Annotated in this window: 23 protein-coding genes and 1 tRNA gene; 12 read left to right on the forward strand and 12 right to left on the reverse strand. The window is 43.1% G+C overall.

From position 1 onward, the window contains the following. Window positions 1-21: 21 nt before the first annotated feature. Window positions 22-2,214, reverse strand: coding sequence for an OsmC domain/YcaO domain-containing protein (locus JaK3_RS10340; protein WP_068324555.1), 2,193 nt, complete (start codon window positions 2,212-2,214; stop codon window positions 22-24). A gap of 93 nt (window positions 2,215-2,307) precedes the next feature. After that, a complete protein-coding gene (locus JaK3_RS10345; protein ID WP_068324557.1) occupies window positions 2,308-2,961 on the reverse strand; it encodes a cupin domain-containing protein in 654 nt (217 codons plus the stop codon). 151 nt (window positions 2,962-3,112) lie between these two features. On the opposite strand from JaK3_RS10345, the gene JaK3_RS10350 reads away from it, so the two are divergent. Beyond that, window positions 3,113-3,808: an SDR family NAD(P)-dependent oxidoreductase gene (locus tag JaK3_RS10350; protein ID WP_068324679.1), complete on the forward strand. Its 696-nt coding sequence runs from the start codon at window positions 3,113-3,115 to the stop codon at window positions 3,806-3,808. Window positions 3,809-3,834: 26 nt separating this feature from the next. On the opposite strand, the gene JaK3_RS10355 is transcribed toward JaK3_RS10350, so the two are convergent. The 3 genes from JaK3_RS10355 to JaK3_RS10365 are packed head-to-tail and all read right to left on the reverse strand — an operon-like array spanning window position 3,835 to window position 7,122. Beyond that, window positions 3,835-5,094: a DASH family cryptochrome gene (locus JaK3_RS10355; protein WP_068324560.1), complete on the reverse strand. Its 1,260-nt coding sequence runs from the start codon at window positions 5,092-5,094 to the stop codon at window positions 3,835-3,837. A gap of 8 nt (window positions 5,095-5,102) precedes the next feature. Further along, entirely contained in the window at window positions 5,103-6,497 is a 1,395-nt protein-coding gene (locus JaK3_RS10360) for a 3'-5' exonuclease family protein (protein ID WP_068324563.1), read from the reverse strand. 55 nt (window positions 6,498-6,552) lie between these two features. Continuing rightward, a complete protein-coding gene (locus JaK3_RS10365; RefSeq protein WP_068324566.1) occupies window positions 6,553-7,122 on the reverse strand; it encodes an RrF2 family transcriptional regulator in 570 nt (189 codons plus the stop codon). 88 nt (window positions 7,123-7,210) lie between these two features. Here JaK3_RS10365 and JaK3_RS10370 point away from each other — a divergent pair, with 88 nt between their 5' ends. Then, complete coding sequence (locus tag JaK3_RS10370; RefSeq protein ID WP_068324569.1) at window positions 7,211-7,717, forward strand: DUF4149 domain-containing protein; 507 nt, start codon at window positions 7,211-7,213, stop codon at window positions 7,715-7,717. Here the strand turns inward: JaK3_RS10370 and JaK3_RS10375 are convergent. Continuing rightward, a complete protein-coding gene (locus JaK3_RS10375; protein ID WP_068324682.1) occupies window positions 7,694-8,122 on the reverse strand; it encodes a DUF2244 domain-containing protein in 429 nt (142 codons plus the stop codon). The genes JaK3_RS10370 and JaK3_RS10375 overlap by 24 nt on opposite strands. Window positions 8,123-8,147: 25 nt before the next feature. Next, window positions 8,148-8,294: a hypothetical protein gene (locus JaK3_RS10710; protein WP_161484718.1), complete on the reverse strand. Its 147-nt coding sequence runs from the start codon at window positions 8,292-8,294 to the stop codon at window positions 8,148-8,150. 135 nt (window positions 8,295-8,429) lie between these two features. On the opposite strand from JaK3_RS10710, the gene JaK3_RS10380 reads away from it, so the two are divergent. Genes JaK3_RS10380 through JaK3_RS10390 form a run of 3 tightly spaced genes read left to right on the forward strand, consistent with a single transcriptional unit; the run spans window position 8,430 to window position 10,334 of the window. Next, window positions 8,430-9,074 carry an LON peptidase substrate-binding domain-containing protein gene (locus tag JaK3_RS10380; protein WP_068324572.1) on the forward strand — a complete coding sequence of 215 codons (645 nt, stop codon included), beginning with the start codon at window positions 8,430-8,432 and terminating at the stop codon, window positions 9,072-9,074. 4 nt (window positions 9,075-9,078) lie between these two features. Next, window positions 9,079-9,939 carry an oxygenase MpaB family protein gene (locus JaK3_RS10385; RefSeq protein ID WP_068324575.1) on the forward strand — a complete coding sequence of 287 codons (861 nt, stop codon included), beginning with the start codon at window positions 9,079-9,081 and terminating at the stop codon, window positions 9,937-9,939. A 17-nt stretch (window positions 9,940-9,956) separates the two neighbouring features. After that, the gene (locus tag JaK3_RS10390) at window positions 9,957-10,334 is read left to right on the forward strand and encodes a DUF4149 domain-containing protein (protein ID WP_068324578.1); all 378 of its coding nucleotides are present in this window, start codon (window positions 9,957-9,959) and stop codon (window positions 10,332-10,334) included. Window positions 10,335-10,649: 315 nt separating this feature from the next. Here the strand turns inward: JaK3_RS10390 and JaK3_RS10775 are convergent, their stop codons facing one another. Continuing rightward, the gene (locus tag JaK3_RS10775) at window positions 10,650-10,826 is read right to left on the reverse strand and encodes a hypothetical protein (protein WP_167345998.1); all 177 of its coding nucleotides are present in this window, start codon (window positions 10,824-10,826) and stop codon (window positions 10,650-10,652) included. A gap of 130 nt (window positions 10,827-10,956) precedes the next feature. On the opposite strand from JaK3_RS10775, the gene JaK3_RS10400 reads away from it, so the two are divergent. From JaK3_RS10400 to JaK3_RS10415, 4 genes are all read left to right on the forward strand, one after another. Next, window positions 10,957-11,586 (forward strand): alpha-ketoglutarate-dependent dioxygenase AlkB family protein, encoded by a 630-nt coding sequence (locus JaK3_RS10400; protein ID WP_068324584.1) that lies wholly within the window; start codon window positions 10,957-10,959, stop codon window positions 11,584-11,586. After that, entirely contained in the window at window positions 11,576-12,580 is a 1,005-nt protein-coding gene (locus JaK3_RS10405; protein WP_068324587.1) for an NAD(P)/FAD-dependent oxidoreductase, read from the forward strand. The genes JaK3_RS10400 and JaK3_RS10405 overlap by 11 nt, the downstream gene beginning before the upstream one ends. Window positions 12,581-12,603: 23 nt before the next feature. Beyond that, window positions 12,604-12,993, forward strand: a complete 390-nt coding sequence (locus JaK3_RS10410) for a dihydroneopterin aldolase (RefSeq protein ID WP_068324590.1) — start codon at window positions 12,604-12,606, stop codon at window positions 12,991-12,993. 113 nt (window positions 12,994-13,106) lie between these two features. After that, the gene (locus JaK3_RS10415; protein WP_068324593.1) at window positions 13,107-13,679 is read left to right on the forward strand and encodes a histidine phosphatase family protein; all 573 of its coding nucleotides are present in this window, start codon (window positions 13,107-13,109) and stop codon (window positions 13,677-13,679) included. Window positions 13,680-13,711: 32 nt separating this feature from the next. On the opposite strand, the gene JaK3_RS10420 is transcribed toward JaK3_RS10415, so the two are convergent. The 4 genes from JaK3_RS10420 to JaK3_RS10715 form a co-directional block, all read right to left on the reverse strand. Further along, window positions 13,712-15,601 carry a carbon-nitrogen hydrolase family protein gene (locus JaK3_RS10420; RefSeq protein WP_068324596.1) on the reverse strand — a complete coding sequence of 630 codons (1,890 nt, stop codon included), beginning with the start codon at window positions 15,599-15,601 and terminating at the stop codon, window positions 13,712-13,714. 196 nt (window positions 15,602-15,797) lie between these two features. Next, window positions 15,798-15,872 (reverse strand) — tRNA-Gly (locus tag JaK3_RS10425). Window positions 15,873-15,894: 22 nt separating this feature from the next. Continuing rightward, window positions 15,895-17,796, reverse strand: coding sequence for a molecular chaperone HtpG (gene htpG / locus JaK3_RS10430; RefSeq protein WP_068324599.1), 1,902 nt, complete (start codon window positions 17,794-17,796; stop codon window positions 15,895-15,897). 86 nt (window positions 17,797-17,882) lie between these two features. Further along, window positions 17,883-18,041, reverse strand: coding sequence for a hypothetical protein (locus JaK3_RS10715; protein WP_161484719.1), 159 nt, complete (start codon window positions 18,039-18,041; stop codon window positions 17,883-17,885). Between the two features lie 227 nt (window positions 18,042-18,268). Between JaK3_RS10715 and JaK3_RS10435 the strand changes: the two genes are divergently transcribed. Genes JaK3_RS10435 through JaK3_RS10720 form a run of 3 tightly spaced genes read left to right on the forward strand, consistent with a single transcriptional unit; the run spans window position 18,269 to window position 19,172 of the window. Then, window positions 18,269-18,733, forward strand: coding sequence for an Hsp20 family protein (locus tag JaK3_RS10435; RefSeq protein WP_068324602.1), 465 nt, complete (start codon window positions 18,269-18,271; stop codon window positions 18,731-18,733). Window positions 18,734-18,790: 57 nt separating this feature from the next. Next, the gene (locus tag JaK3_RS10440) at window positions 18,791-19,009 is read left to right on the forward strand and encodes a hypothetical protein (protein ID WP_068324604.1); all 219 of its coding nucleotides are present in this window, start codon (window positions 18,791-18,793) and stop codon (window positions 19,007-19,009) included. A gap of 19 nt (window positions 19,010-19,028) precedes the next feature. Continuing rightward, on the forward strand, window positions 19,029-19,172 hold the full coding sequence (locus JaK3_RS10720; RefSeq protein WP_161484720.1) for a hypothetical protein: 144 nt from the start codon (window positions 19,029-19,031) through the stop codon (window positions 19,170-19,172). Window positions 19,173-20,186: the final 1,014 nt, after the last annotated feature.

Below are 20,186 nucleotides of genomic sequence, written 5' to 3' on the forward strand. Positions count from 1 at the left end.
AAGGTTAAATATATTGATTGCTTAAAGACTCTTGGCCCGCGCCTGATGCAGCTTTCTATAGCTGTCAATTAGGCGATGGTGCCTATCAAGCCCTTCTAACTGCATGCTAGTTGGCGTTAATCCGAAGAAGCGAACGCTGCCATCGATAGAGCCAAGCACAGCATCCATACGCGCATCGCCATACATCCGGCGGAAGTTCACTTCGTAATCAGCCATTTCAAGCTCATCATCTAGCAAGACTTCCAAGGCTGCATCCATTGCTTGGTAAAACAATTTGCGCTCGACCGTATTGTCGTTGTACTGCAGAAAGGCGCCCACTAAGTCATGCGCCTCTTCATATTGCTTTAAAGCGAGTTGAGTCAGAAGCTTTAATTCAAGTACCGTTAACTGACCCCAAACGGTATTCTCATCAAACTCGATTCCAATGAGCGTAGCGATATCGCCATACTCATCAAGCTCATTATTTTCTAAGCGCTCGAGCAGGGATGCTAAGCGCGCATCATCCAAGCGCGATAAATTCAGAATATCTTCACGGAATAACAATGCTTTGTTGGTGTTATCCCAGACAAGATCTTCGATTGGGTAGACCTCAGAATATCCTGGCACCAAAATTCTGCAGGCAATTGCCCCTAACTCGTCATATTCAGCTACATAGACTTCTTTACCAAGCTCTTTGAGAATGCTAAATAAAGTTTCGGCTTCTTTAGCATTGGAATCCTCACCCTTGCTCGAGAAATCCCAATCAACAAATTCATAATCGGATTTTGCGCTGAAGAAGCGCCAGGACACGATGCCACTAGAGTCAATAAAATGCTCTACAAAGTTATTAGGCTCAGTTACTGCTTCACTTGCAAATGTAGGTGGTGGCAAATCGTTCAAACCCTCCAAGCTGCGGCCCTGTAGCAACTCCGTCAAACTTCGCTCTAGAGCAACTTCTAAGCTAGGGTGCGCACCAAAAGAGGCAAATACGCCGCCTGTGCGGGGATTCATCAACGTGACACACATCACTGGGTAGATGCCGCCAAGCGATGCATCCTTTACCAACACTGGGAAGCCCTGTTCTTCTAGACTTTGTATGCCCGCCAAAATGCCGGGATACCTAGCTAACACCTCCTGCGGCACATCTGGAAGCGCAATTTCACTCTCCAGAATTTCTCGCTTAACTGCTCTCTCAAAGATTTCTGATAGACATTGAACTTGGGCTTCGGCAAGTGTATTGCCTGCACTCATGCCATTACTCACAAAGAGATTTTCAATCAAGTTCGACGGAAAGTAGACTGTCTTGGCATCGGATTGACGCACATAAGGCAATGAACAGATACCGCGCTGTACATTTCCAGAATTGGTATCCACCAAATGGGATGCGCGCAACTCACCGTCTGGGTTATAGATTTTTAGACAGTACTCATCCAAAATTTCTGTCGGCAACGCATCCTTCTTACCAGACTTAAACCATTGTTCGTTGGGGTAATGCACAAATTCTGCATTAGCAATATCCTCACCCCAGTAAGCACCCGCATAAAAATGGTTATTACTTAGACGCTCAATGTATTCGCCCAAAGCAGATGCCAGTGCACTTTCCTTGGTTGAGCCTTTGCCATTGGTAAAGCACATTGGTGAATGTGCATCACGTATATGTAGGGACCAGACATTGGGAATGAGATTGCGCCATGAGGCAATTTCAATCTTGATGCCGAGATTTGCGAGCAATGCCGACATATTGGCAATCGTCTCCTCCAAAGGAAGATCTTTACCAACAATATAGGTGCTAGCTCCTGCATTGGGTTTTAGGGTCAGTAGACTCTGCGCATCGGCCTCTAGATTTGCGACCTCTTCAATAACAAAATCAGGCCCTTCCTGCACTACCTTCTTAACTGTGCAGCGCTCGATAGAACGCAAGATACCCTGGCGGTCTGCAGCAGAAATATCTGTTGGCAATTCAACTTGAATCTTAAAAATCTGTTTATAGCGATTCTCTGGATCAACAATATTATTTTGCGATAGGCGAATATTCTCAGTAGATAAATTACGAGTCTCGCAGTACAGCTTCACAAAGTAAGCGGCGCACAACGCCGATGAAGCTAAGAAATAATCAAACGGTCCTGGCGCAGAACCATCACCCTTGTATCGAATGGGTTGATCGGCAATTACCGTAAAGTCATCGAACTTAGCTTCAAGACGCAGCTTGTCGAGAAAATTGACCTTAATTTCCATGGGAATGATTCCAAAATAGTGCAAATAATGATGTGAGCACCATTATCCATCGCAATGCCATTCAAGCGCAGCCGCTAGATCAAGACTCTGAAATCAGCCTAATAAATGACCAGTCTTTACAAAAATAGTGCAGCCCTCTTTACTAAAGGGCTGATGCAGGCTCATATGCGGACTTCTAATCCAGGAGCCAGCCGGGTAGCGCCCATGCTCATCTTCAAATACGCCATCCACCACAAAAATTTCCTCGCCACCATAATGCTTATGAGGATTGAAATAAGTTTGAGGCGCCCATCGCACTAAAGTCGATCCGCTACCCTGTGTCATCAACGGCATGACATTAAGACCGGGTACCATTCCCTGAAACCAAGGAGCAGTTTTCGTATTGACTATCTCTCGCTCGACTTGATCTGAGCCAAGGTGTCGCAACTTCACAAAAAGAGTGCAGCCAGACTGGCTGAATGGCGCATGGGAAGATCCAGGCGGGTTCATCATATAAGTGCCAGCAGGATAATCGCCTGTCTCGTCACTAAAGACGCCATCTAAAACAAAGATCTCTTCACCAAATTCATGGGTATGCGTTTGAAATTTAGATCCCGGTTGATAGCGAACAATTGAGGTTGCCTTTGCTACCTCATCACCCATGCGATCAAGCATACGTCTCTCGATCCCTACCTCTGGGCTAGGAACCCAAGGTAGGTCATGGTGGTTGATGACAACTCTCTTACTGTAATCGGAGTGGATATTCACTTATTGCATTTCTGATTTATAAACAGGAGTAAGCATAGCAAGCAAATGAAGGGTTTGCTTGAAAGAAAATTTTGCCGCGTACGCTCATGCGCGATCTGCGCTAAAGTCTCTTCAATCCACCCCATTTATTGAATTTCTTCAACAGAGCAACATGAGCTTACTTCCCAGCCCCTTTCGCGCACTAGTTATTGGCTCTTCCGGAACCATAGGCTCTGCCTTCATGGATCTTTTGAAAACCAACCCCGCATGCTCAGAGGTTGTCGGCATTCATCGCCATACTGAATTTCCAATCGATTATCAAAATCTGGAATCTATTGAATCCTGTGCAACTGCACTCTCTCAAGTGGCGCCTTTTCAACTCATCATTAATACCATCGGGGTTTTACACACGAATCAGTGGATGCCTGAAAAAAGGCTAGAAGACCTCAATGCCGAGCAACTCATGGAACTCATGACAGTCAATGCCATTGGGCCAGCACTAACCATTCGTCACTTTTCAAAATTACTAGATCCCAAAAATAGCGTCATGGTGACTCTATCAGCAAAAGTAGGCAGCATTGAAGATAACCGTCTTGGCGGCTGGTATAGCTATCGCGCCTCTAAGGCTGCACTCAATATGTTGGTGAAGACAACATCGATCGAATGGGGACGCACAAAACCGAATACCGCATTAATCGCAATGCATCCCGGCACTGTGAACTCTAGACTCTCAAAGCCATTTCGTGGTGAGCAGATTGGCAGGCCTGCAGATCAAGCTGCAGCTGAGATGTTTAATGTGATTGAACAACTTAACAAAGAAGACACAGGAAGCTTTCTGACTTATTCGGGTGAAAAGCTGCCTTGGTAACGGAATAAACGCCCCCCTTTTAAACTTTAGGGCGCATTTAACCACTTCGATCGATAAGCGCCATCAGGATCATGATCCTGAGCTTGCTTCTTCACATTAAATGGGCGCCCTCCGCGTGGATCTGTACCTCTTCCTGCTATGTATAGCCAATTACCCTGGTTGCTATACACATCATAGTCAACCAACTGAGATTCAAACCAAGCAGCTCCAGCGCGCCAATCGCCTTTCATGTCATAAATCCAATAGCTCGCCACTACTTGACGCATACGATTGGATAAAAATCCGGTTTGCTGGAGCTCGCGCATGCCAGCATCAATAAAGTTCTCACCTGTGCAACCAGAAATCCATTGCTGAAATTTCTTTTTATCAAAGCTATTGATCTCTTTATCAATCAAACCATGAGGTCGATAAAGCTTGTCTCCATACTTAAAATGTAGAAAACGGAAATAGTCTCTCCACAATAATTCAAACCACAGCCAATAAGTTCCGTCATTAGCTCCGTATGTTGACTCATAATTTTTTAGCTTCTGCACGATTGTTCTTCCCGAGCAACAGCCAAAAGCCAACCATGGAGAAAACTTACTGGAATAGTCCATGCCGGTCAATTGATTACGAGTTTGCTTGTAGGTATCCGGCAAGCGTCTCTTAAAGTACTGATCTAAATGGGCTAAAGCACTCAGCTCTCCACCACTAAAAAGCGATTCGACTTGCTTGGGAAATAAGGCTTCCTTTGGCTTAGTCGCAATACTCATCAACGGCAATGGAGGAATGTGATCTGGAGTGGAAATCGGTTCCGCATAGAAAAGACCTCTACGTTCAACCTCCTGTCGGAATTTAGTAAATACATCCGGCATCTCCTGCAAATCAAATGGCAAGTCCTTGGGATCAAGCATGCTTGATTGCCAAAATTGCCTGACATTGAAACCCAGATTCTTGATTACATCTACCTCTGCAAGCTCTTCTGGCGCTTGGATTTGCTCGCAATAAATGAGGTCAAATGCAGTTTGGTCTCTTATTAATTGAAAAACCTTTGATGGCTCGCCACTGAGCTCTAGCAAATTAGAGCCCCTAGCAATTAATTGATGACGAAGTTCATCTAACGATTGCTGTAAAAATTCTCTAGAGTGATTAGCAAATCGAGGGAATCCCCAGCCGGTTAAATCATCATTGCTATCCGGATGAATATAAATTGGTAAAAGATGCTTAGCTGATGCGCATGCTTCTTTAAAACCGGGGTTATCTTCCAAACGAAGATCATTCCTAAACCAATAGACGATGGTAGACATAGCGCTTCTTAACTAAGATGAATCACTTGGTTTTGATATTGTCCGGCTAATGCTTTTTTAACGATCTTATAAATATCAAGATCGAATTCAGCATCGCCAGCACTTTTGAGTTCAGTCAACTCATCCTCATTAATGGCAGTACCCAAGTAGCACCATTTATCCAAGACAATCATTTCTCCATTGTCTTTGATGGCTATTGGGCCCTTGTAAGGCCAAACCTGCACCCGATATAACTCCATTGCCGTCCTTAATTGCAGATTATGCATTTCAGTAGGCATGATGCCTATGCATGCGCCACTACATTGTTTCACTTGATATCCAAAGCAGGCTTTTCCATCAACCGCTTTCTCAAGCCCCAGCAATACCTCGCATAAGCGATATTTTTTTGCAATCGCCTTTAGATAGGAGTTAGCCTCTCTTTTGTTATAAAACAAACCAAAAAGATTGTCTTGCAGGCCCGGCATGAGATCTTTGTGGTTCACAAGCGTTGGCTTTAGCGCCCCATTAGCATCTTTATTGAGACTCCACGCACAAAGATCTCTTGATCGTCGAAGCTTAATATTCATACTGGGCATGCGCTCTTTAATAAGCTTAGACTCCAATATTAAAGCCCCTAGCTCTCCACCCGTTTCAATCCAGTCAATATCTCTTACCTGTAAAGATAATTTCATTTCCTTGCGCTGCGTTAACGAGCCTTGAAAGTGCCCCATCACCCTACTGCGCAGGGAAATACTTTTCCCAATATATAAAGGGGTTCTATTTTCTCCATAAAAGATGTAGCACCCAGGCGTATCAGGTATCGAGTCAATTAATTCCTGATCGATATTTGGCGGTAGACTTGCATTTCCAACCAACTGATTGAGAGCCTCTAGCAAACGCTCTTTACCAACTTCTCTCTCACAAATTTGCCAAAACTGAAAAAGTAAGTCTGCGTCGCCAAGCGCCCTATGTCTAGCACTGACAGTCAAACCATGCTCACGAATGATGGTGTCTAGGTTGTGGCGAGCTTGGTTGGGAAATAGGAGTCTTGAGAGTTTGACGGTACATAAGACCTTGGGCTTGAAATCCACACCCATTCTTTTAAAAGAGGCCTTAATAAATCCATAATCAAAGCGCGCATTGTGGGCAACAAATATCTTACCTTCGAGCTCTGCTTTTAGGTCTCTGGCAATTTCTTCAAAGCTAGGCTTGTCAGAGACCATTTGCGGGGAGATCCCAGTGAGTCTTTGAATATTTTGCGGAATATATAAATGGGGGTTGATTAAGCTCTCCCAGATAGATACCCCGTTATTAGAAAGCGTTTTAATGCCTATTTCTGTAATACGATCTCTGTCAAAATTTGAACCAGTTGTCTCGATATCAATAAAAGCAAGAGTTGGATAATCGATCGATTGCTTATTCATAAAATCAGAGAATCGGATGATGGGGCCTCTAGATTAAAGCCCTTCAACCTAAGCTTTAACTTGGACTACGATCCAGGAAGTTTGCAAAGTCAAATACAGAATTAGGCCCACGCGGGACATCTTCCACTTTTTTAAATTGCGCCTTGACCACTTTTTGAACCTCACCCTTTTGTCTCTTTTCTTTTTTCGGATCAAGAGGGGCGTAAATAGTTCGCTCGGGAGCGTTTTTAAGATCGCTAAAGCTGGGAACGTAATCTTTAATAGTGGATGCCAAGGTGACGTTGGCCATACAACTGAGCATATAGGCCTCTAAGGATTGGTAAAGCTCTTTGGCAATATCGGATAACTCTACCTTGCGCTTTTTAATGAGATTCATGGCAAGTACGATATCCTTTATCGTAATCAAGCCAGGATCTTGAGATAATACGTAACCCCCTCTGCGACCTTTAGTGCCCTTAACAAAACCTGACTCCCTTAATGGTCGCAACAAAAGCTCAATCCGACTGATGGATAAATTTTGCCTTTTAGCAAGCTCAGGAACAGGCACTGGTTGGCCGTTAACCGAATGACTGGCTATGTCTACCAGAGTATTGAGAGCCGCTTTTGCTGCTTTATTGAGGTCCATTTGAACTTAGCAGAAATGTTAGATTACAACTAGTATCAGACTGAATTCATTTTTTTGCTGCAGCGCACTTCTTAACCCTATTTAGCTCATGGTTGAAACTTTTCAAGATCAATATCGCCTAGCTTACCGAATTTTACGATTCAGCTCATACCTATTGTTAGGCGGAGTCATTGCGCAATTTTTTAGCTGCTTAAGTGCCTATTTGATCATTAGCGATTCACAAGCAGCAGGTATGCTAGCGCACATACTGATACAGCACTTGTCTTATTACATATTGGGCTGCACTTTTATTGCTTTAAGTCTTGCCAATGTTCTTATCAAAAGAGAGCAATATGGTCTCAGGGTAATTCGTATGCCGGCTCTTGTACTGATCCTAGTCACCGCAACAAGCAGCTTTCTATTAATACCTCGAATGGATTTCTTGCGAGAGACTGCATTACTAGATGGCATGCCCGTAGCACTCTCACCGTTTGCCAATTATTTTGCAATCTTGAATGGACTAACTTTTGTCTCGGTAGCCACTCAGATGATTTGCTGCGGGTTAATGGCATGGCGCCTTAGCAAACCCCGCTCAACCCAGGTGGCGCCTTACTGAAGCAATCAGTGGTAACTGCTGCTCTTGCCTGATAAATTGGCCAATCTCCACACGTAAGTTTGATTGGCTAATAAAGAAGGTTTTTGCATCCTCAAGAGGGGTTTCTATTTTTGCCCACTGAGTGTTGAATTCATAAACCTTTTCTTTGTAGCCGATAAACTTTTTAACAATCAGACGTTTGCCATCAATCTCAATCGTCTCGCTATCAAGCGCATGCCTGCAATAAATCAAAAATCCGATCGTTACCGCACCTATCTCAACAATCGTAAAAATTGGAATAACCCAGACGCCTGCTAATAAAAATCCAATTGCCACTACAAAAGATAGACATACCAAGACAATGTAAAACTGCAGTAGCTGCTTCGGAGTCAAGGCGCAATTTCTGCGCATTTGCCAAATCTTCATAGCAAACTCAATTACAGGAGATGAATTATTTGTTTTTTCGCTCTTGGGCTTTTGCAAGCTGGTCAGCACTTCTTTGCTGAAAATCAACCATGCTGTGGTAACCCATTTGATAGCACGGGCAATGCTTCCCCAATATCCAGCGGGCGAGCTTAATGCGTAGTTTTTGAACCATTTTGGATCTCCAAGAATTGAATGTCTAATGTAAACGGAAATTGGGTTTATTGCTGGCCGTGGATACAAACATGAGGGGATTTCAGCAGTGAGTTGGTCATCAGCAAAAAGCATCCAAATCCATTACATTGAATACATGACTGAACCTAACTCCGCCCCACGAAAAATCCCGTTATTTCCCCTGGGCACAGTACTTTTCCCGGACGGCGTTATCGCCCTCAAAATTTTTGAAGCCCGCTACCTGGACATGATTAAACAATGCTTGCGCGAGAAGACTGAGTTTGGCGTGGTTAGCATCATCAAAAATACCAATAACGCCAATGACAGCGAACCCCCTACTTTTGCCAGCATTGGGACCCTAGCGTTGATCGAAGACTTTGACCCTGTGCAGCCCGCCCTGTACATGACTAAATCATGCGGCACACAGCGCTTTAAGTTACTAAATAGCACCCAACAAAACAATGGTCTATGGGTTGGTGAAGTAGAGCTGCTGGATAAAGATCCACTCATGCCTATTCCTCAAGAACATCAAGGGGTCGCTAAATTACTCAATGAGATTATTTCGGTCATTCAAAGTGAAGACTTGTTAGGTGATGCCCCTTTCAAAAAGCCATTTAAGACTGATGATTGCGGCTGGGTGTCCAATCGCCTTGCTGAACTCTTACCAATTTCTCTTGCACAAAAGAATCACCTCTTAGCCCAAACCAATCCACGGATTAGGCTCGATCTCATTACCGAAATCATCGAGGATGATGATTTAAGAAATCTGAAGATGCACTAAGCACATGTTGGATGAGCTGATTCGGAAAACGATTCGAGAAATGGTGGGCGGTAGCGGCCCACCAGTAGCATTCTTAGCCCCCAAAGGTGATCGTGGTTTATTTGGCCCCGAATCAATAGCCTGGAAGGTACATGCAGACTTTATTTCCATGATGATTGGCGGTATCAGCTCATTGATTTTGCAGGCTCTGCATCCACAAGCCTTAGCCGGAGTTTGGGATCACTCCTCATTTAGAAAAGACTTAAAGGGTCGCCTTGGTAGAACGGCCTTTTTTATTGCAGCTACTACATACGGTCCTACCGATATGGCAGACAACATCATTCAGAAGGTTAATCAGATTCATACCAAAATTACTGGCCTCGATGAATTTGGAAAACCATACTCAGCCACTGATCCACATTTACTAGCTTGGGTGCATCTCACAGAAACGCGCAGCTTCATGAGCTCTTTTGAGGTTTATCGTAAGGAAAAATTAAGCCCAAAAGAGAAAGATCAATATTTTTTAGAAATGAAATCTCTTGGCGAAAGAATGGGCGCCACTGGTATTCCAAACACTTATGCGGAGACTGAGAGCGCCATTAAAGCCTACATACCAGAGCTCTATTTTGGCGACCGAGCTAAAAGCATTATTGATTTGCTCGATCATTTCCCAAGCAATGTAGCAGCTAAACCCTTTATCAAACTCATTAGTCGTGCAGGGTTTCTGAATCTTCCTGACTGGGTGTACCCGATTATTAAAAAACCAACGCCCACTTATTTAGAGCGTCTTGCAGTTCGGAAGAGTATCGACCTCATCGCATACCCTGTGCGTGAAGCCCTGAAGGATGGGGTTGCTGCCCATTCCCTTCGTAGAGTTTATGGATGATTTTTTAGAAAGTGAACATGATGACTAATTACCTCTTGTCCGGCATGGTTGGCATCATGCTGTTTTTTACAGTAGTTGTTGCGCCAACCGTTTTTAAAGTTTTGCCAGTGGAATGGTCAAGCAAATATGTTAGAAACTTTTTCCCAAAGTATTACGCTACTCTGGGTCTCGTCACCCTAATTTGCATCTTTACCGAACAAGACTCAAGCAACAAATTATTGCTTGCAATCTGCGCGGCATTATTTGCTTTTACTCTGTTTTATCTCACCGGAAAAATTAATCACGCCAAAGATAGCGGTCAAAATAGACAGTTTCATGTGCTTCATGGCGCCAGCGTTGTCATCAACCTATTCCAACTCGTTTCTTTTATCTATCTTTTGGTGATCTCATCATGAAAATACGAAATCTAATTTATTTTGCCTTGCTATCCATAATCATTGCAGGCCCGGTCAGCGCTCAGACCAATGCAGGCAAATCTTTGAACCCAAGCTATGTTGAAAGCTGTATTCAAAGCCAGGTTCAGGCACATCAGAAGATTAAGGAGATTGCCCCAAATGATTTCCGAGCGTATTGCGAATGCACTGCGAAACAACTCGTGAGCAATCTTAGCTCGACGCAATTAGAAGAATTGAGCAAAGGTAATAAATCACCAAGATGGCTTAAATCTGCAGAAGATTCAGCCAGTAAAGCCTGTCTTAAACCCGGGTCTACTACTCAGACTTAGGCTCATCAGAATTCGTTGCTGGGCTTTTATCTTTGGCTGACTGCAAATTCAGGCTAGGGGCTGCCATTTTTTCACCATCCCAAACTTGGCCACACCAACACTCACCCGCATCATTAATAATGCAGACGCCTGATCCACAGCAACGCTTATCTGGAGATTTCATAATCAAGCCTTTGTTAAGAGAACGAATATTGTGTAAGTTGTTTTGGTTCTGATGGCCTCCACAACACAAATAGGAATTAACGCTATTCTAGAGTTTTTATTCAATTAGCGCTTACCGTCAAACCCCCTCAATGAAGCAAAGCTCGTTATTTCGTGCAGATCCAATGCAGTCTAGGCAGAACCTATTACCTAAGGATGGGGCTGCCCATTACTACCCAGAATTTATAAGTCACCACAGTAGCGCTAAATTAATGACACAACTCGTAGAGTCACTGCCCTGGGAGGAAGATCGATTATTGATGTTCGGTAAAGTGGTAACCACTCGTCGAAAAGTAGTTTGGATTGGTGACCCTAAATGTGACTATACCTATTCTGGAATCAAGAGACAGTCCCAAAAATGGACTGCCGAACTACTCTTGGTTAAGGGTCAACTTGAGGATCTCACGAAGTCAAAATTTAATTCCTGCTTACTCAATCTCTATCATGATGGCCTTGATGGCATGGGCTGGCATAGCGATGATGAAAAAGAATTGGATGCAAAATCGCCCATTGCCTCCCTTAGTCTTGGCGCCACACGAAAGTTTGCTTTTCGACATAAGAAAGACAAAACAACACACTCTCTTTTATTAGAAAATGGCAGCGCTCTCATCATGCATTCCCCCACCCAAGAGCATTGGCACCATGCCCTACTTAAAACCAAAAAGATTGATGAACCTCGGATTAATCTGACCTTCAGAAATATTACTCCCAATGACCAGTAAAACCCACTCAAAGCAGATCAGTATTGCCATCATCGGCGCAGGTATTTCTGGCCTCAGCTGCGCTACTCGTTTACAAAAACTTGGGTTTGAGGTTGAGGTCTATGAGAAAAGTCGCGGAGTTAGTGGGCGCATGAGCACTCGCAATGGAGATGGTTGGAATGCAGACCATGGAGCTCAATATTTCACAGCAAGAGATCCCCTTTTCATTGAAGAGCTTAATCACTGGATTCAGAGTGAAGCAGCGAGTATCTGGAATCCATGTCTAAAAGTTTATAAACAAGGCCAGTGGCACGACAGTATCAGCTCTGAAAATCGCTATGTTGGCACCCCCAATATGACTGCGCCGGGAAAATTTTTAGCCAGAAATCTCTCTATCCAGCTCAACCAAACTATTGATCAAATTGCCATTAAAAAAGGTAAATGGTCACTGCATAGCATAGAGGGAGGTGACATTCAGAAAAAATTTGACTGGCTTGTTTTAGCGCTACCTGCGCCTCAGGCATTAGCCCTCACGCAACAAATGGACTTGAAAATTAAGGGCTGGGTATCAAATGCCAATATGCAGGGCTGCTGGACCGTGATTGTTAGTCCTAATCAAAATCTCAATACTGATTTTGATGCTGCGTTTGTCAATAACGAGATCATTAGTTGGATTTCTAGGAATAACTCTAAGCCAAATCGTATCGGTCGTGAAGTATGGATAATTCACGCCAATCCTCAATGGAGCCAGGAATGGATTGAGTTAGATAGGGATGCAGCAGCAAAACTGATTCTAGATTGTGCAAAAAAACTTGGTCTAGACTTTGGTGACTCTAAAGTCTCTATACATCGCTGGCGTTACGCAAGTGGCCACGTTAATCCTGCCTCCTGCCCCATCATCAATCAAGATCTCAAGTTAGGATTTTGTGGTGACTGGCTTCGCGGAGGAAGGGTCGAGGGCGCCTGGCTGAGTGGCTATGAACTAGCCTCCCAAATTGAAATACTTCAGAAATAATCTATTACCCAAAGGGAAAAAAGATGGCTATAGCATGTATTGAATTAAAAGATCTTAAACTGCAAACGCAAATCGGGACCTATGGTCCAGGCGCTATTATTCCAAAACAGCATCTTCTCGACTTAACTCTTTGGATAGATCCAAAACTTGTGCTTATCGCAGAAGATGCCATGGAAAATGTATTTGACTATGACCCCTTAGTCGTTGAGATTGATCGATTAGCAGGCGATGGTCATTATGAAACGCAAGAAAGACTGATGACTCGAATCGCTCAAGCCTGCTCTAAATACCCCGAAATTGAGTCTCTTGAAATTGGACTCAGAAAACTGCCTGTATGCGCAGGATCTGGTTCACTAGGCGTTCGACTCTCCTTAGACAACACCGCCCTCAGGAGCATGAGGGATAAGAGCTGACTAACGTAAATTAGCTCGTATGAAACTGAGAATCTCATCATAAAGCTCTCGAATTTTGCGGACTAATTTCATATGTCCACCATCTTAAGCGATTCTCTTTAAAATTAATCATCATGAAAATTTTCTTCTACTTCTTTATAGGTGCATTACTTGCCATTGTCGCCATGCCAGCAAGTGCAAACCTTGCAAGTAGCCTTAGCGATGGACAGCATGTTTTACTGATGCGTCATGCTGATGCGCCTGGCTATGGAGATCCTGCGGGCTATCAACTAGATAGGTGCTCTACCCAAAGAAATCTGGGTGATCGAGGCAAGAAGCAGGCAATACTGATAGGCCAGTGGTTGAGTAATCAAGGGATTACTTCTGCAAAAGTGTTGAGCAGCCCCTGGTGTCGCTGTATTGACACTGCAAAACTACTGAACAAGGGGCAAGTTACCATCGCCCCCGCACTCGGCTCTTTCTTTGACGATATGAGCATGGAAAAAGAGCAAACTCGAAATCTAGAAAAACTCATTCAAGCTCAGTTAAACGAGAATCCCAAGAAACCCATCATCCTAGTCACACACCACGTGAATATCCAAGCCTTTACTGGGAAAGTTGTTAACGTTGGTGATATGGTGCTAGCTAAAGTAGATAAAAATGGCAAGTTCTTATCTCAACAAATCTATCCAAGCCCTAGCTTTTAATTTTTTAAATGACAGTCGCTTGCACCCAGAGCTTATTTAATGCCCATAGCCTTAGGGCATAACTCTTTGCTTTCAGGATTTGCTCTCCACTCTTTAAAGCAAGCGCTATCCATATCCAGAGCTAAAGGGGCTGCCTCATCCCAACGACGGCTAGCAATTAAACGTTCCTGATCAATGTATACGGTGTTATTGGCATGCGTTGTGAAATCAACCAGGTGAGCAAGCTCTTTTTTAGGCGCAATATTCGGTGGATAGTAGCCCACTTCAGGGGTCAAGGCATAAACAGCACTATCACCAATATCACGATGTTCGCCACCAATGTAGTTAGCCACCAAAGTGTAAGCCTGAGCATACTTCGCAATGTTGTACCACATCGACATCCCCTTATTGCTAGCATCTAGCACCACACCTTTTGGTATATCAACAGGCCCACCATAATCTTTTTGGTTATAAGCAGTGGGTACCAATATGAGGTCTGCTCGGTAGATGCCATACATTTGAGTTAACTCTGGAATACGCACTTCATCATCCAACATGATTGCAATATTGCCAAAATCAGAGGTTCTAATAATAGGGAGCTCGTCTCCTGCAGTTGCCCAAGATTTTTCAACATCATTTAAATGCGACTTACGATAGAGGCCAACTTGTGCACCAGTTCCATTAAATAGAATGGCAGTTTCATAGTACTTGTCACCCCTTTTCTCAGGCATAGAAAATAAAACGTAAGAGCTATATTTCTTTGCCAAACTTGCAGCCATCTGATAGCTCTTGCCATTGAGCTCTTCTGCGTATTGGGCTACGTTACTTTTATTCAGACCTACAGGCCCCAAGAATGAGTTAAATGGTAGAACTGTTAAGTTAAAAACGCCAGAACGCTCCCGAATAAGTTGATCAACCTTTTTATAGTTTTCATCAACATTACCTAGCTTAGGCTCGTATTGGATCAGCGCAGCTGAAACCTGTTTTGGGGCATAGGTTGCAGCCCCATCATCTGGATAACGGTAATTATTAATATCTTGATACAGCTCCGGACGACGATGTTTAAACCAGTATGATTTTTGATCGCTCTTCTTAGCAAGATTAATCGTTGCGTAAATAGTTTGTGGTTTGGTTGGGTTGGCTGGCGAAGATAGAGGCGCTGAAATTAGGCGCTTACCTGAGTTATCCCAAATGGATGAGGCTCCATCAAAAAAATCAATCTGCACTGGACCAAATCCCTCAGATCCAGTCGAATTACTTGAAATCACATTTGATGCCATCCAACTCACTGCGGTTGACATATTGGCCATCGTTGAATGATTTGTATAGCTCGCAGCATAAATACTAGCCATCTTATTAGAGCCAATTGGTTGCGCCACAATATCTGCGCCTCTTAATACCGGCAGCAGAAGATTCTGAAGATTAGTATCATCAAAGCAAATTACTAATCCAATGCGGCCAATATCCGTATCAAATACAGGAAAACCTAATTTACCCGGGGTTACTGCAACACCCTCACCAGTTGCCAAGGTATTTTTATGGTACTTGCCGATGTACCCCTTTGGCCCGATTAATACTGCAGCGTTATAGATTTTTTTGGTAATTAAATCTTTCTCCATCATGCCTACCACTACATAGACATTGTATTGTTGGGTTACTTTTGAAAGTGCGGCTGTAGTTTTGCCAGGCACTGTATCTGCATAAGGCATCAGAGATTTTGCATCCGTGTAAGCAAATCCAGTTGTAGCACCTTCAGGCAAGACAATTAACTTTGCGCCATTTTTGGCTGCAACTGTAACCGCATCTACTATTCCAGGAAGGTTTACATCAAAACCAGGTGATTTTGCAGCAAACTCAACAGCGGCAACTTTAATCTCTTTTGCTTGTACGGCAAATGGCAGGAAGGTAAATGCTGCGAGTAAAAATGCTGGGATTTTGGTCATGAATAAGCCTTAAATATGAGCTAGAAACAGTTAATGAACAATATCCAAATTGTAACGGCTAGATGTTTCTTCAGCGGTTAAAAGCCAACCCGAGGGCTGGCTTTATCCATATGTGGTGAATCCACCTAGTATCCCTTTGCTTGATGGACATTCCTTAATGAACAAGCGAGATCTTGTGTAACGCCTGTTAAGTTTCTGGAGCGGGTGAAGGGAGTCGAACCCTCGTCTCTAGCTTGGGAAGCTAGGGTAATAGCCGTTATACGACACCCGCAATAGAGACGAGTCTTATAAACTTAATTCAACAGCAATTGATTCATGCGCTTTACAAAACTGGCTGGATCATTGAGCTGCCCACCCTCTGCTAATAAAGCCTGATCAAATAGGAGATTAGTCCAATCATCAAAATGCTGATCATCGCTTTTGAGCTTGGATAGCAAAGGATGCTCTGGATTAATCTCCAATATAGGCTTCATATTAGGGGCATTTTGACCGGCAGCCTTTAGCATCCGCAGCAAGTTGCCAGACAGTTCATTCTCATCTGCAATCAAACAGGCTGGAGAATCCGTTAAGCGAAAGGTCACCCGCACATCTTTAGCCTTATCTTCCAAGACTTTTTTCATGCGCTCAACCAAGTCTTTGAATTGCTTCTCAGTTTCCTCATGCTCCTTCTTTTCTTTTTCATCACTTAGACTTCCTAAATCCAATCCGCCCTTAGCAACGGATGCTAATTGCTTGCCATCAAACTCAGTAACGAAGGAAAGCATCCACTCATCAACACGGTCAGATAACAAGAGGACTTCAACGCCTTTCTTGCGGAAAATCTCTAAATGCGGACTGTTTTTAGCTGCGTTGAAAGTTTCACCCGTGACATAATAAATCTTGTCTTGGCCTTCTTTCATACGCGAGACATATTCAGCCAAAGATACTGTCTGCTCAGCCGAATCAGTAAGGGTGCTGGCAAAACGAAGGAGCTTGAGAATACGTTCTTGATTTGCTTGATCTTCGCCAACACCCTCTTTGAGCACTTGGCCAAATTGCGTCCAGAACGTGCGATATTTTTCTTTCTTGGCCTCATCGTCGCTATTAGCGATCTCTTCAAGCATACTCAGCACTCGCTTGGTAGAGCTTTCGCGAATGACTTTAATATCACGAGACTCTTGCAAGATTTCGCGGGAGACGTTTAGTGGTAAATCAACTGAATCAATCACGCCCGTGACAAAGCGCAGATACATTGGCATGAGCTTTTCAGCGTCATCCATAATGAAAATGCGTTTGACATACAGCTTGATACCGCCACGCTTATTGCGATCCCACAAATCAAAAGGGGCTTTGCTCGGCACAAAGAGTAACTGGGTAAATTCACTCCTACCCTCTACCCGATTTAGCGAATAGCACAATGGATTCTCATAGTCATGAGATAGGTGCTTATAGAATTCGTTGTACTGGTCTTCTGTAATTTCTGACTTATTGCGAGCCCATAATGCTGACGATTGATTGATACTCTCGAGTTCGTCTTTGACAACCTGCTCTTTTTTATCGGTATCCCACTCCTCTTTACGCATCTGGATCGGCAAGGAAATATGATCTGAATACTTACGAATAATTGACTTTAGCTTATAGCTGCTAAGGAAATCATCCTCTCCATCACGTAAATGCAAGGTGATGGATGTACCACGTTGAGGGCGATCAATTTGCTCAATCGTAAATTCGCCAGAGCCATCCGATTCCCAACGCACACCATCAGAAGCAGGCAAGCCTGCACGCCGAGTCTCAACGGTAATACGGTCAGCAACAATAAAGCCAGAGTAAAAGCCTACGCCGAACTGGCCAATGAGGGCTGCATCTTTTTGCTGATCTCCGGATAGCTTAGTAAAGAACTCCTTAGTCCCAGAACGGGCAATCGTCCCCAGGTTATTGATTACTTCTTCCCGGCTCATACCAATTCCATTATCTGAAATAGTCACCGTTCTAGCAGCTTTATCAAATTCAACTTTGATTTTTAGTTCTGGGTCATCGCCATACCAATCAGGGTGAGCAATACCTTCAAAACGCAATTTATCAGCAGCATCAGAAGCGTTTGAGATTAGCTCACGCAGGAAAATCTCCTTATTGGAATACAAGGAGTGAATCATCAGCTGTAAAAGCTGCTTTACTTCCGCCTGAAAACCTAGGGTTTCTTTAGTCGTAACAGTCATTTCAATTTCCCATAGAAAAGATTAACCTCAGTTATTTGGGGATAATTTTTAGTATTTCAAGACCTGCAAACTATCCATCTAAGTGGCTACTCGACTGAAGAATGCCCTTCATCACAAGGGTCTTCCGCAAGAATCTCTTTACGACTCCTTTTTTGAAGATATTCCAAAATCAAGCGCTTGAGCTTAGGCCTAGTAATGGGCTCCTGGTTATTTTCCTGGAGCTCTAAATGGTCAGTTTCGAGCATTTTGCTTTCTCCATGTAATCAGTTAGCTATTAAATTACCTAAAAGTGACAAAAGAAAAATATCCCCAATTTCAATGGGGAATTTTTGTTCTTTGACTTATACATATGGGCAAAAAAAATGAAATTCAAGCCCCTTGAAATTCAAAAAATCCATCCTTAAATAGAGCTTAACTAGATGCCTTAGGGGTCTAGGAAATTGTGAACTTGCTTAAATTTAAGGAGAAAACGATGTCTTATCCATTTGGTAGAAATGTATTACTAAGCTCTGTAGGTTTTGATCGCCTCATTGATGCGATGGAAGAAATGAGCTCTGGGGAGAGCCTCAGCAAGGCCCAAAGCTACCCCCCATACAACATCATTAAAAAGAATGAGCGCGACTACGCCATTGAGATTGCTGTGGCTGGCTTTAAAAATGATGAGATTGATATTACGGCCGAAGGTAACAAGCTAACCGTTATCGGTAAGGTTAAAGCAGAGCAGACTGGCGAATACCTTCACAAGGGAATTGCCAATCGAGACTTTAGTCATGACTTTACCTTGGCAGAGACTGTGATTGTGCGCTCTGCCGATGTCGAGAATGGCTTACTGATTATCAAGTTAGAGAATGTCATTCCTGAGGAGAAGCTACCCCGCAAGATTTTGATTGGTGGTAACTCTAAACTGGTAATTGAGGAAGTCAAGGAAGCGGCTTAATAAAAATTAGCTAGCTCAGATCAATCTGGGCTAGCTAACTGCTCAAACATTAGGTTTATGTGGATACGTATTAATCACGGGATCATCGCTAAGAAACGACCTGCGGAGGGTATTGAGGTGGAATTTACTCCGTTAGTGGCAAATGATTACCTTTCGCGCAAGCTTGAGTCTGGCTACATTGAAATAACCAAAGCCAATGGTGAACCAGCTTTTTTGTCAGAGGAGAAATTCTCTGAGTTACAGAAAACAGATGAATTAGTCGTCATTGAAAAATGAATGCCTTAGGAGAAAATAAATGAAGCAAGTAAGCCCTATAAAACTCAGATACACACTCACTGATTGTGTACAGTCTCTCAAAAAAACGAATGTTGGAAAGTTTCCAAAACACAGCGTATCTGATTGCATTAACTCCATTAAGCAAATGAAGAATGAGAAATAACAAAATCTATCTTCTAAGCCTTGCCATTTTTACTTTTCTAATGGGATTCTTAATAACTTATTGGGATAGCTCACAACCCCTCACAAACGAAATAGGATGGGTTTTGAAGGAATTACCAGAGGTGAAATCTGTAGAGTATTTAGAGACCTTAAAGAAAATCTAAGGGTCACAACAATCTACTTTCGGTTTGTTGCTCCAAACCAGAGTCATGTATCTATTGGGGTTTAGTAGTGTTATGTGCTACACACCGACTACACAGAAAGAAAAAACGACTTAGGAATTTCTCCCTAAGTCGTTAATTTCATTGGTGGGCCCACCAGGACTTGAACCTGGGACCAAAGGATTCCGGTTTGTGTAGCTTTCACTACTCCCTGGACTATGCCTTCATCATATGCTCTCGCACTTAGATGGGTGCCGTCTAGTCTCTACACGTTCAACAACACTTTCATGTTGAAGCTTCGCTCGGCGTTGCCATATTCGTTTAAAACGATTTGTGTACTTAACAACAAATACACTAATTCGTTTAAACGACTTTAGGTTTCTCCGAATTTGACACCATCCCTTACACAGTTTCCACATGTAAGGCACAACTTACGCTATGAGTCCTCTGCTCTAACCAACTGAGCTATGGGCCCTAAAACTTCACATTACCTGCTCCACTACTTCTGCACTTGCTAGGCCATTAACTAGGTCTAAAAAGTGTAGAAGCACTGTAGAAGCAATTTTTACTACTTTTACTACACGTAACTACTTGATTTAATTAAGTAATTTTAATAAATCGAAAAACTTAATTAGATTATGAGAGCAGAAGCCCAAAGAAAACCATTAGGATTTCAAGAGGTTACAGCGCTTGATTATCGGTGTGTAGCGTTTTGTGTAGTGAAATAACTAATCATTTGAGGAATAGTCTCTCACTCTTTGGTTTTGAAAACCAAAGGATTTTTATAGCAACCATTTCACACTTCGTTGTTCCAAAGTACTTTTTGAGGGATTAATAAGCGTTACTTTAAGTAA

Source organism: Polynucleobacter yangtzensis (assembly GCF_001595965.1).
Classification (GTDB): Bacteria; Pseudomonadota; Gammaproteobacteria; order Burkholderiales; family Burkholderiaceae; genus Polynucleobacter; species Polynucleobacter yangtzensis.

Bases quoted from the DNA above. Each gene is read 5' to 3' on its own strand.
- JaK3_RS10440 (WP_068324604.1), top strand. From the start codon at position 18,791: ATGTGGATACGTATTAATCACGGGATCATCGCTAAGAAACGACCTGCG.
- JaK3_RS10390 (WP_068324578.1), top strand. From the start codon at position 9,957: ATGATGACTAATTACCTCTTGTCCGGCATGGTTGGCATCATGCTGTTT.
- JaK3_RS10405 (WP_068324587.1), top strand. From the start codon at position 11,576: ATGACCAGTAAAACCCACTCAAAGCAGATCAGTATTGCCATCATCGGC.
- JaK3_RS10715 (WP_161484719.1), bottom strand. From the start codon at position 18,041: ATGCTCGAAACTGACCATTTAGAGCTCCAGGAAAATAACCAGGAGCCC.
- JaK3_RS10350 (WP_068324679.1), top strand. From the start codon at position 3,113: ATGAGCTTACTTCCCAGCCCCTTTCGCGCACTAGTTATTGGCTCTTCC.
- JaK3_RS10370 (WP_068324569.1), top strand. From the start codon at position 7,211: ATGGTTGAAACTTTTCAAGATCAATATCGCCTAGCTTACCGAATTTTA.
- JaK3_RS10355 (WP_068324560.1), bottom strand. From the start codon at position 5,094: ATGTCTACCATCGTCTATTGGTTTAGGAATGATCTTCGTTTGGAAGAT.
- JaK3_RS10340 (WP_068324555.1), bottom strand. From the start codon at position 2,214: ATGGAAATTAAGGTCAATTTTCTCGACAAGCTGCGTCTTGAAGCTAAG.
- JaK3_RS10710 (WP_161484718.1), bottom strand. From the start codon at position 8,294: ATGGTTCAAAAACTACGCATTAAGCTCGCCCGCTGGATATTGGGGAAG.
- JaK3_RS10410 (WP_068324590.1), top strand. From the start codon at position 12,604: ATGGCTATAGCATGTATTGAATTAAAAGATCTTAAACTGCAAACGCAA.
- JaK3_RS10380 (WP_068324572.1), top strand. From the start codon at position 8,430: ATGACTGAACCTAACTCCGCCCCACGAAAAATCCCGTTATTTCCCCTG.
- JaK3_RS10400 (WP_068324584.1), top strand. From the start codon at position 10,957: ATGAAGCAAAGCTCGTTATTTCGTGCAGATCCAATGCAGTCTAGGCAG.
- JaK3_RS10360 (WP_068324563.1), bottom strand. From the start codon at position 6,497: ATGAATAAGCAATCGATCGATTATCCAACTCTTGCTTTTATTGATATC.
- JaK3_RS10720 (WP_161484720.1), top strand. From the start codon at position 19,029: ATGAAGCAAGTAAGCCCTATAAAACTCAGATACACACTCACTGATTGT.
- JaK3_RS10420 (WP_068324596.1), bottom strand. From the start codon at position 15,601: ATGACCAAAATCCCAGCATTTTTACTCGCAGCATTTACCTTCCTGCCA.
- JaK3_RS10775 (WP_167345998.1), bottom strand. From the start codon at position 10,826: ATGAAATCTCCAGATAAGCGTTGCTGTGGATCAGGCGTCTGCATTATT.
- JaK3_RS10435 (WP_068324602.1), top strand. From the start codon at position 18,269: ATGTCTTATCCATTTGGTAGAAATGTATTACTAAGCTCTGTAGGTTTT.
- JaK3_RS10365 (WP_068324566.1), bottom strand. From the start codon at position 7,122: ATGGACCTCAATAAAGCAGCAAAAGCGGCTCTCAATACTCTGGTAGAC.
- htpG (WP_068324599.1), bottom strand. From the start codon at position 17,796: ATGACTGTTACGACTAAAGAAACCCTAGGTTTTCAGGCGGAAGTAAAG.
- JaK3_RS10375 (WP_068324682.1), bottom strand. From the start codon at position 8,122: ATGAAGATTTGGCAAATGCGCAGAAATTGCGCCTTGACTCCGAAGCAG.
- JaK3_RS10385 (WP_068324575.1), top strand. From the start codon at position 9,079: ATGTTGGATGAGCTGATTCGGAAAACGATTCGAGAAATGGTGGGCGGT.
- JaK3_RS10415 (WP_068324593.1), top strand. From the start codon at position 13,107: ATGAAAATTTTCTTCTACTTCTTTATAGGTGCATTACTTGCCATTGTC.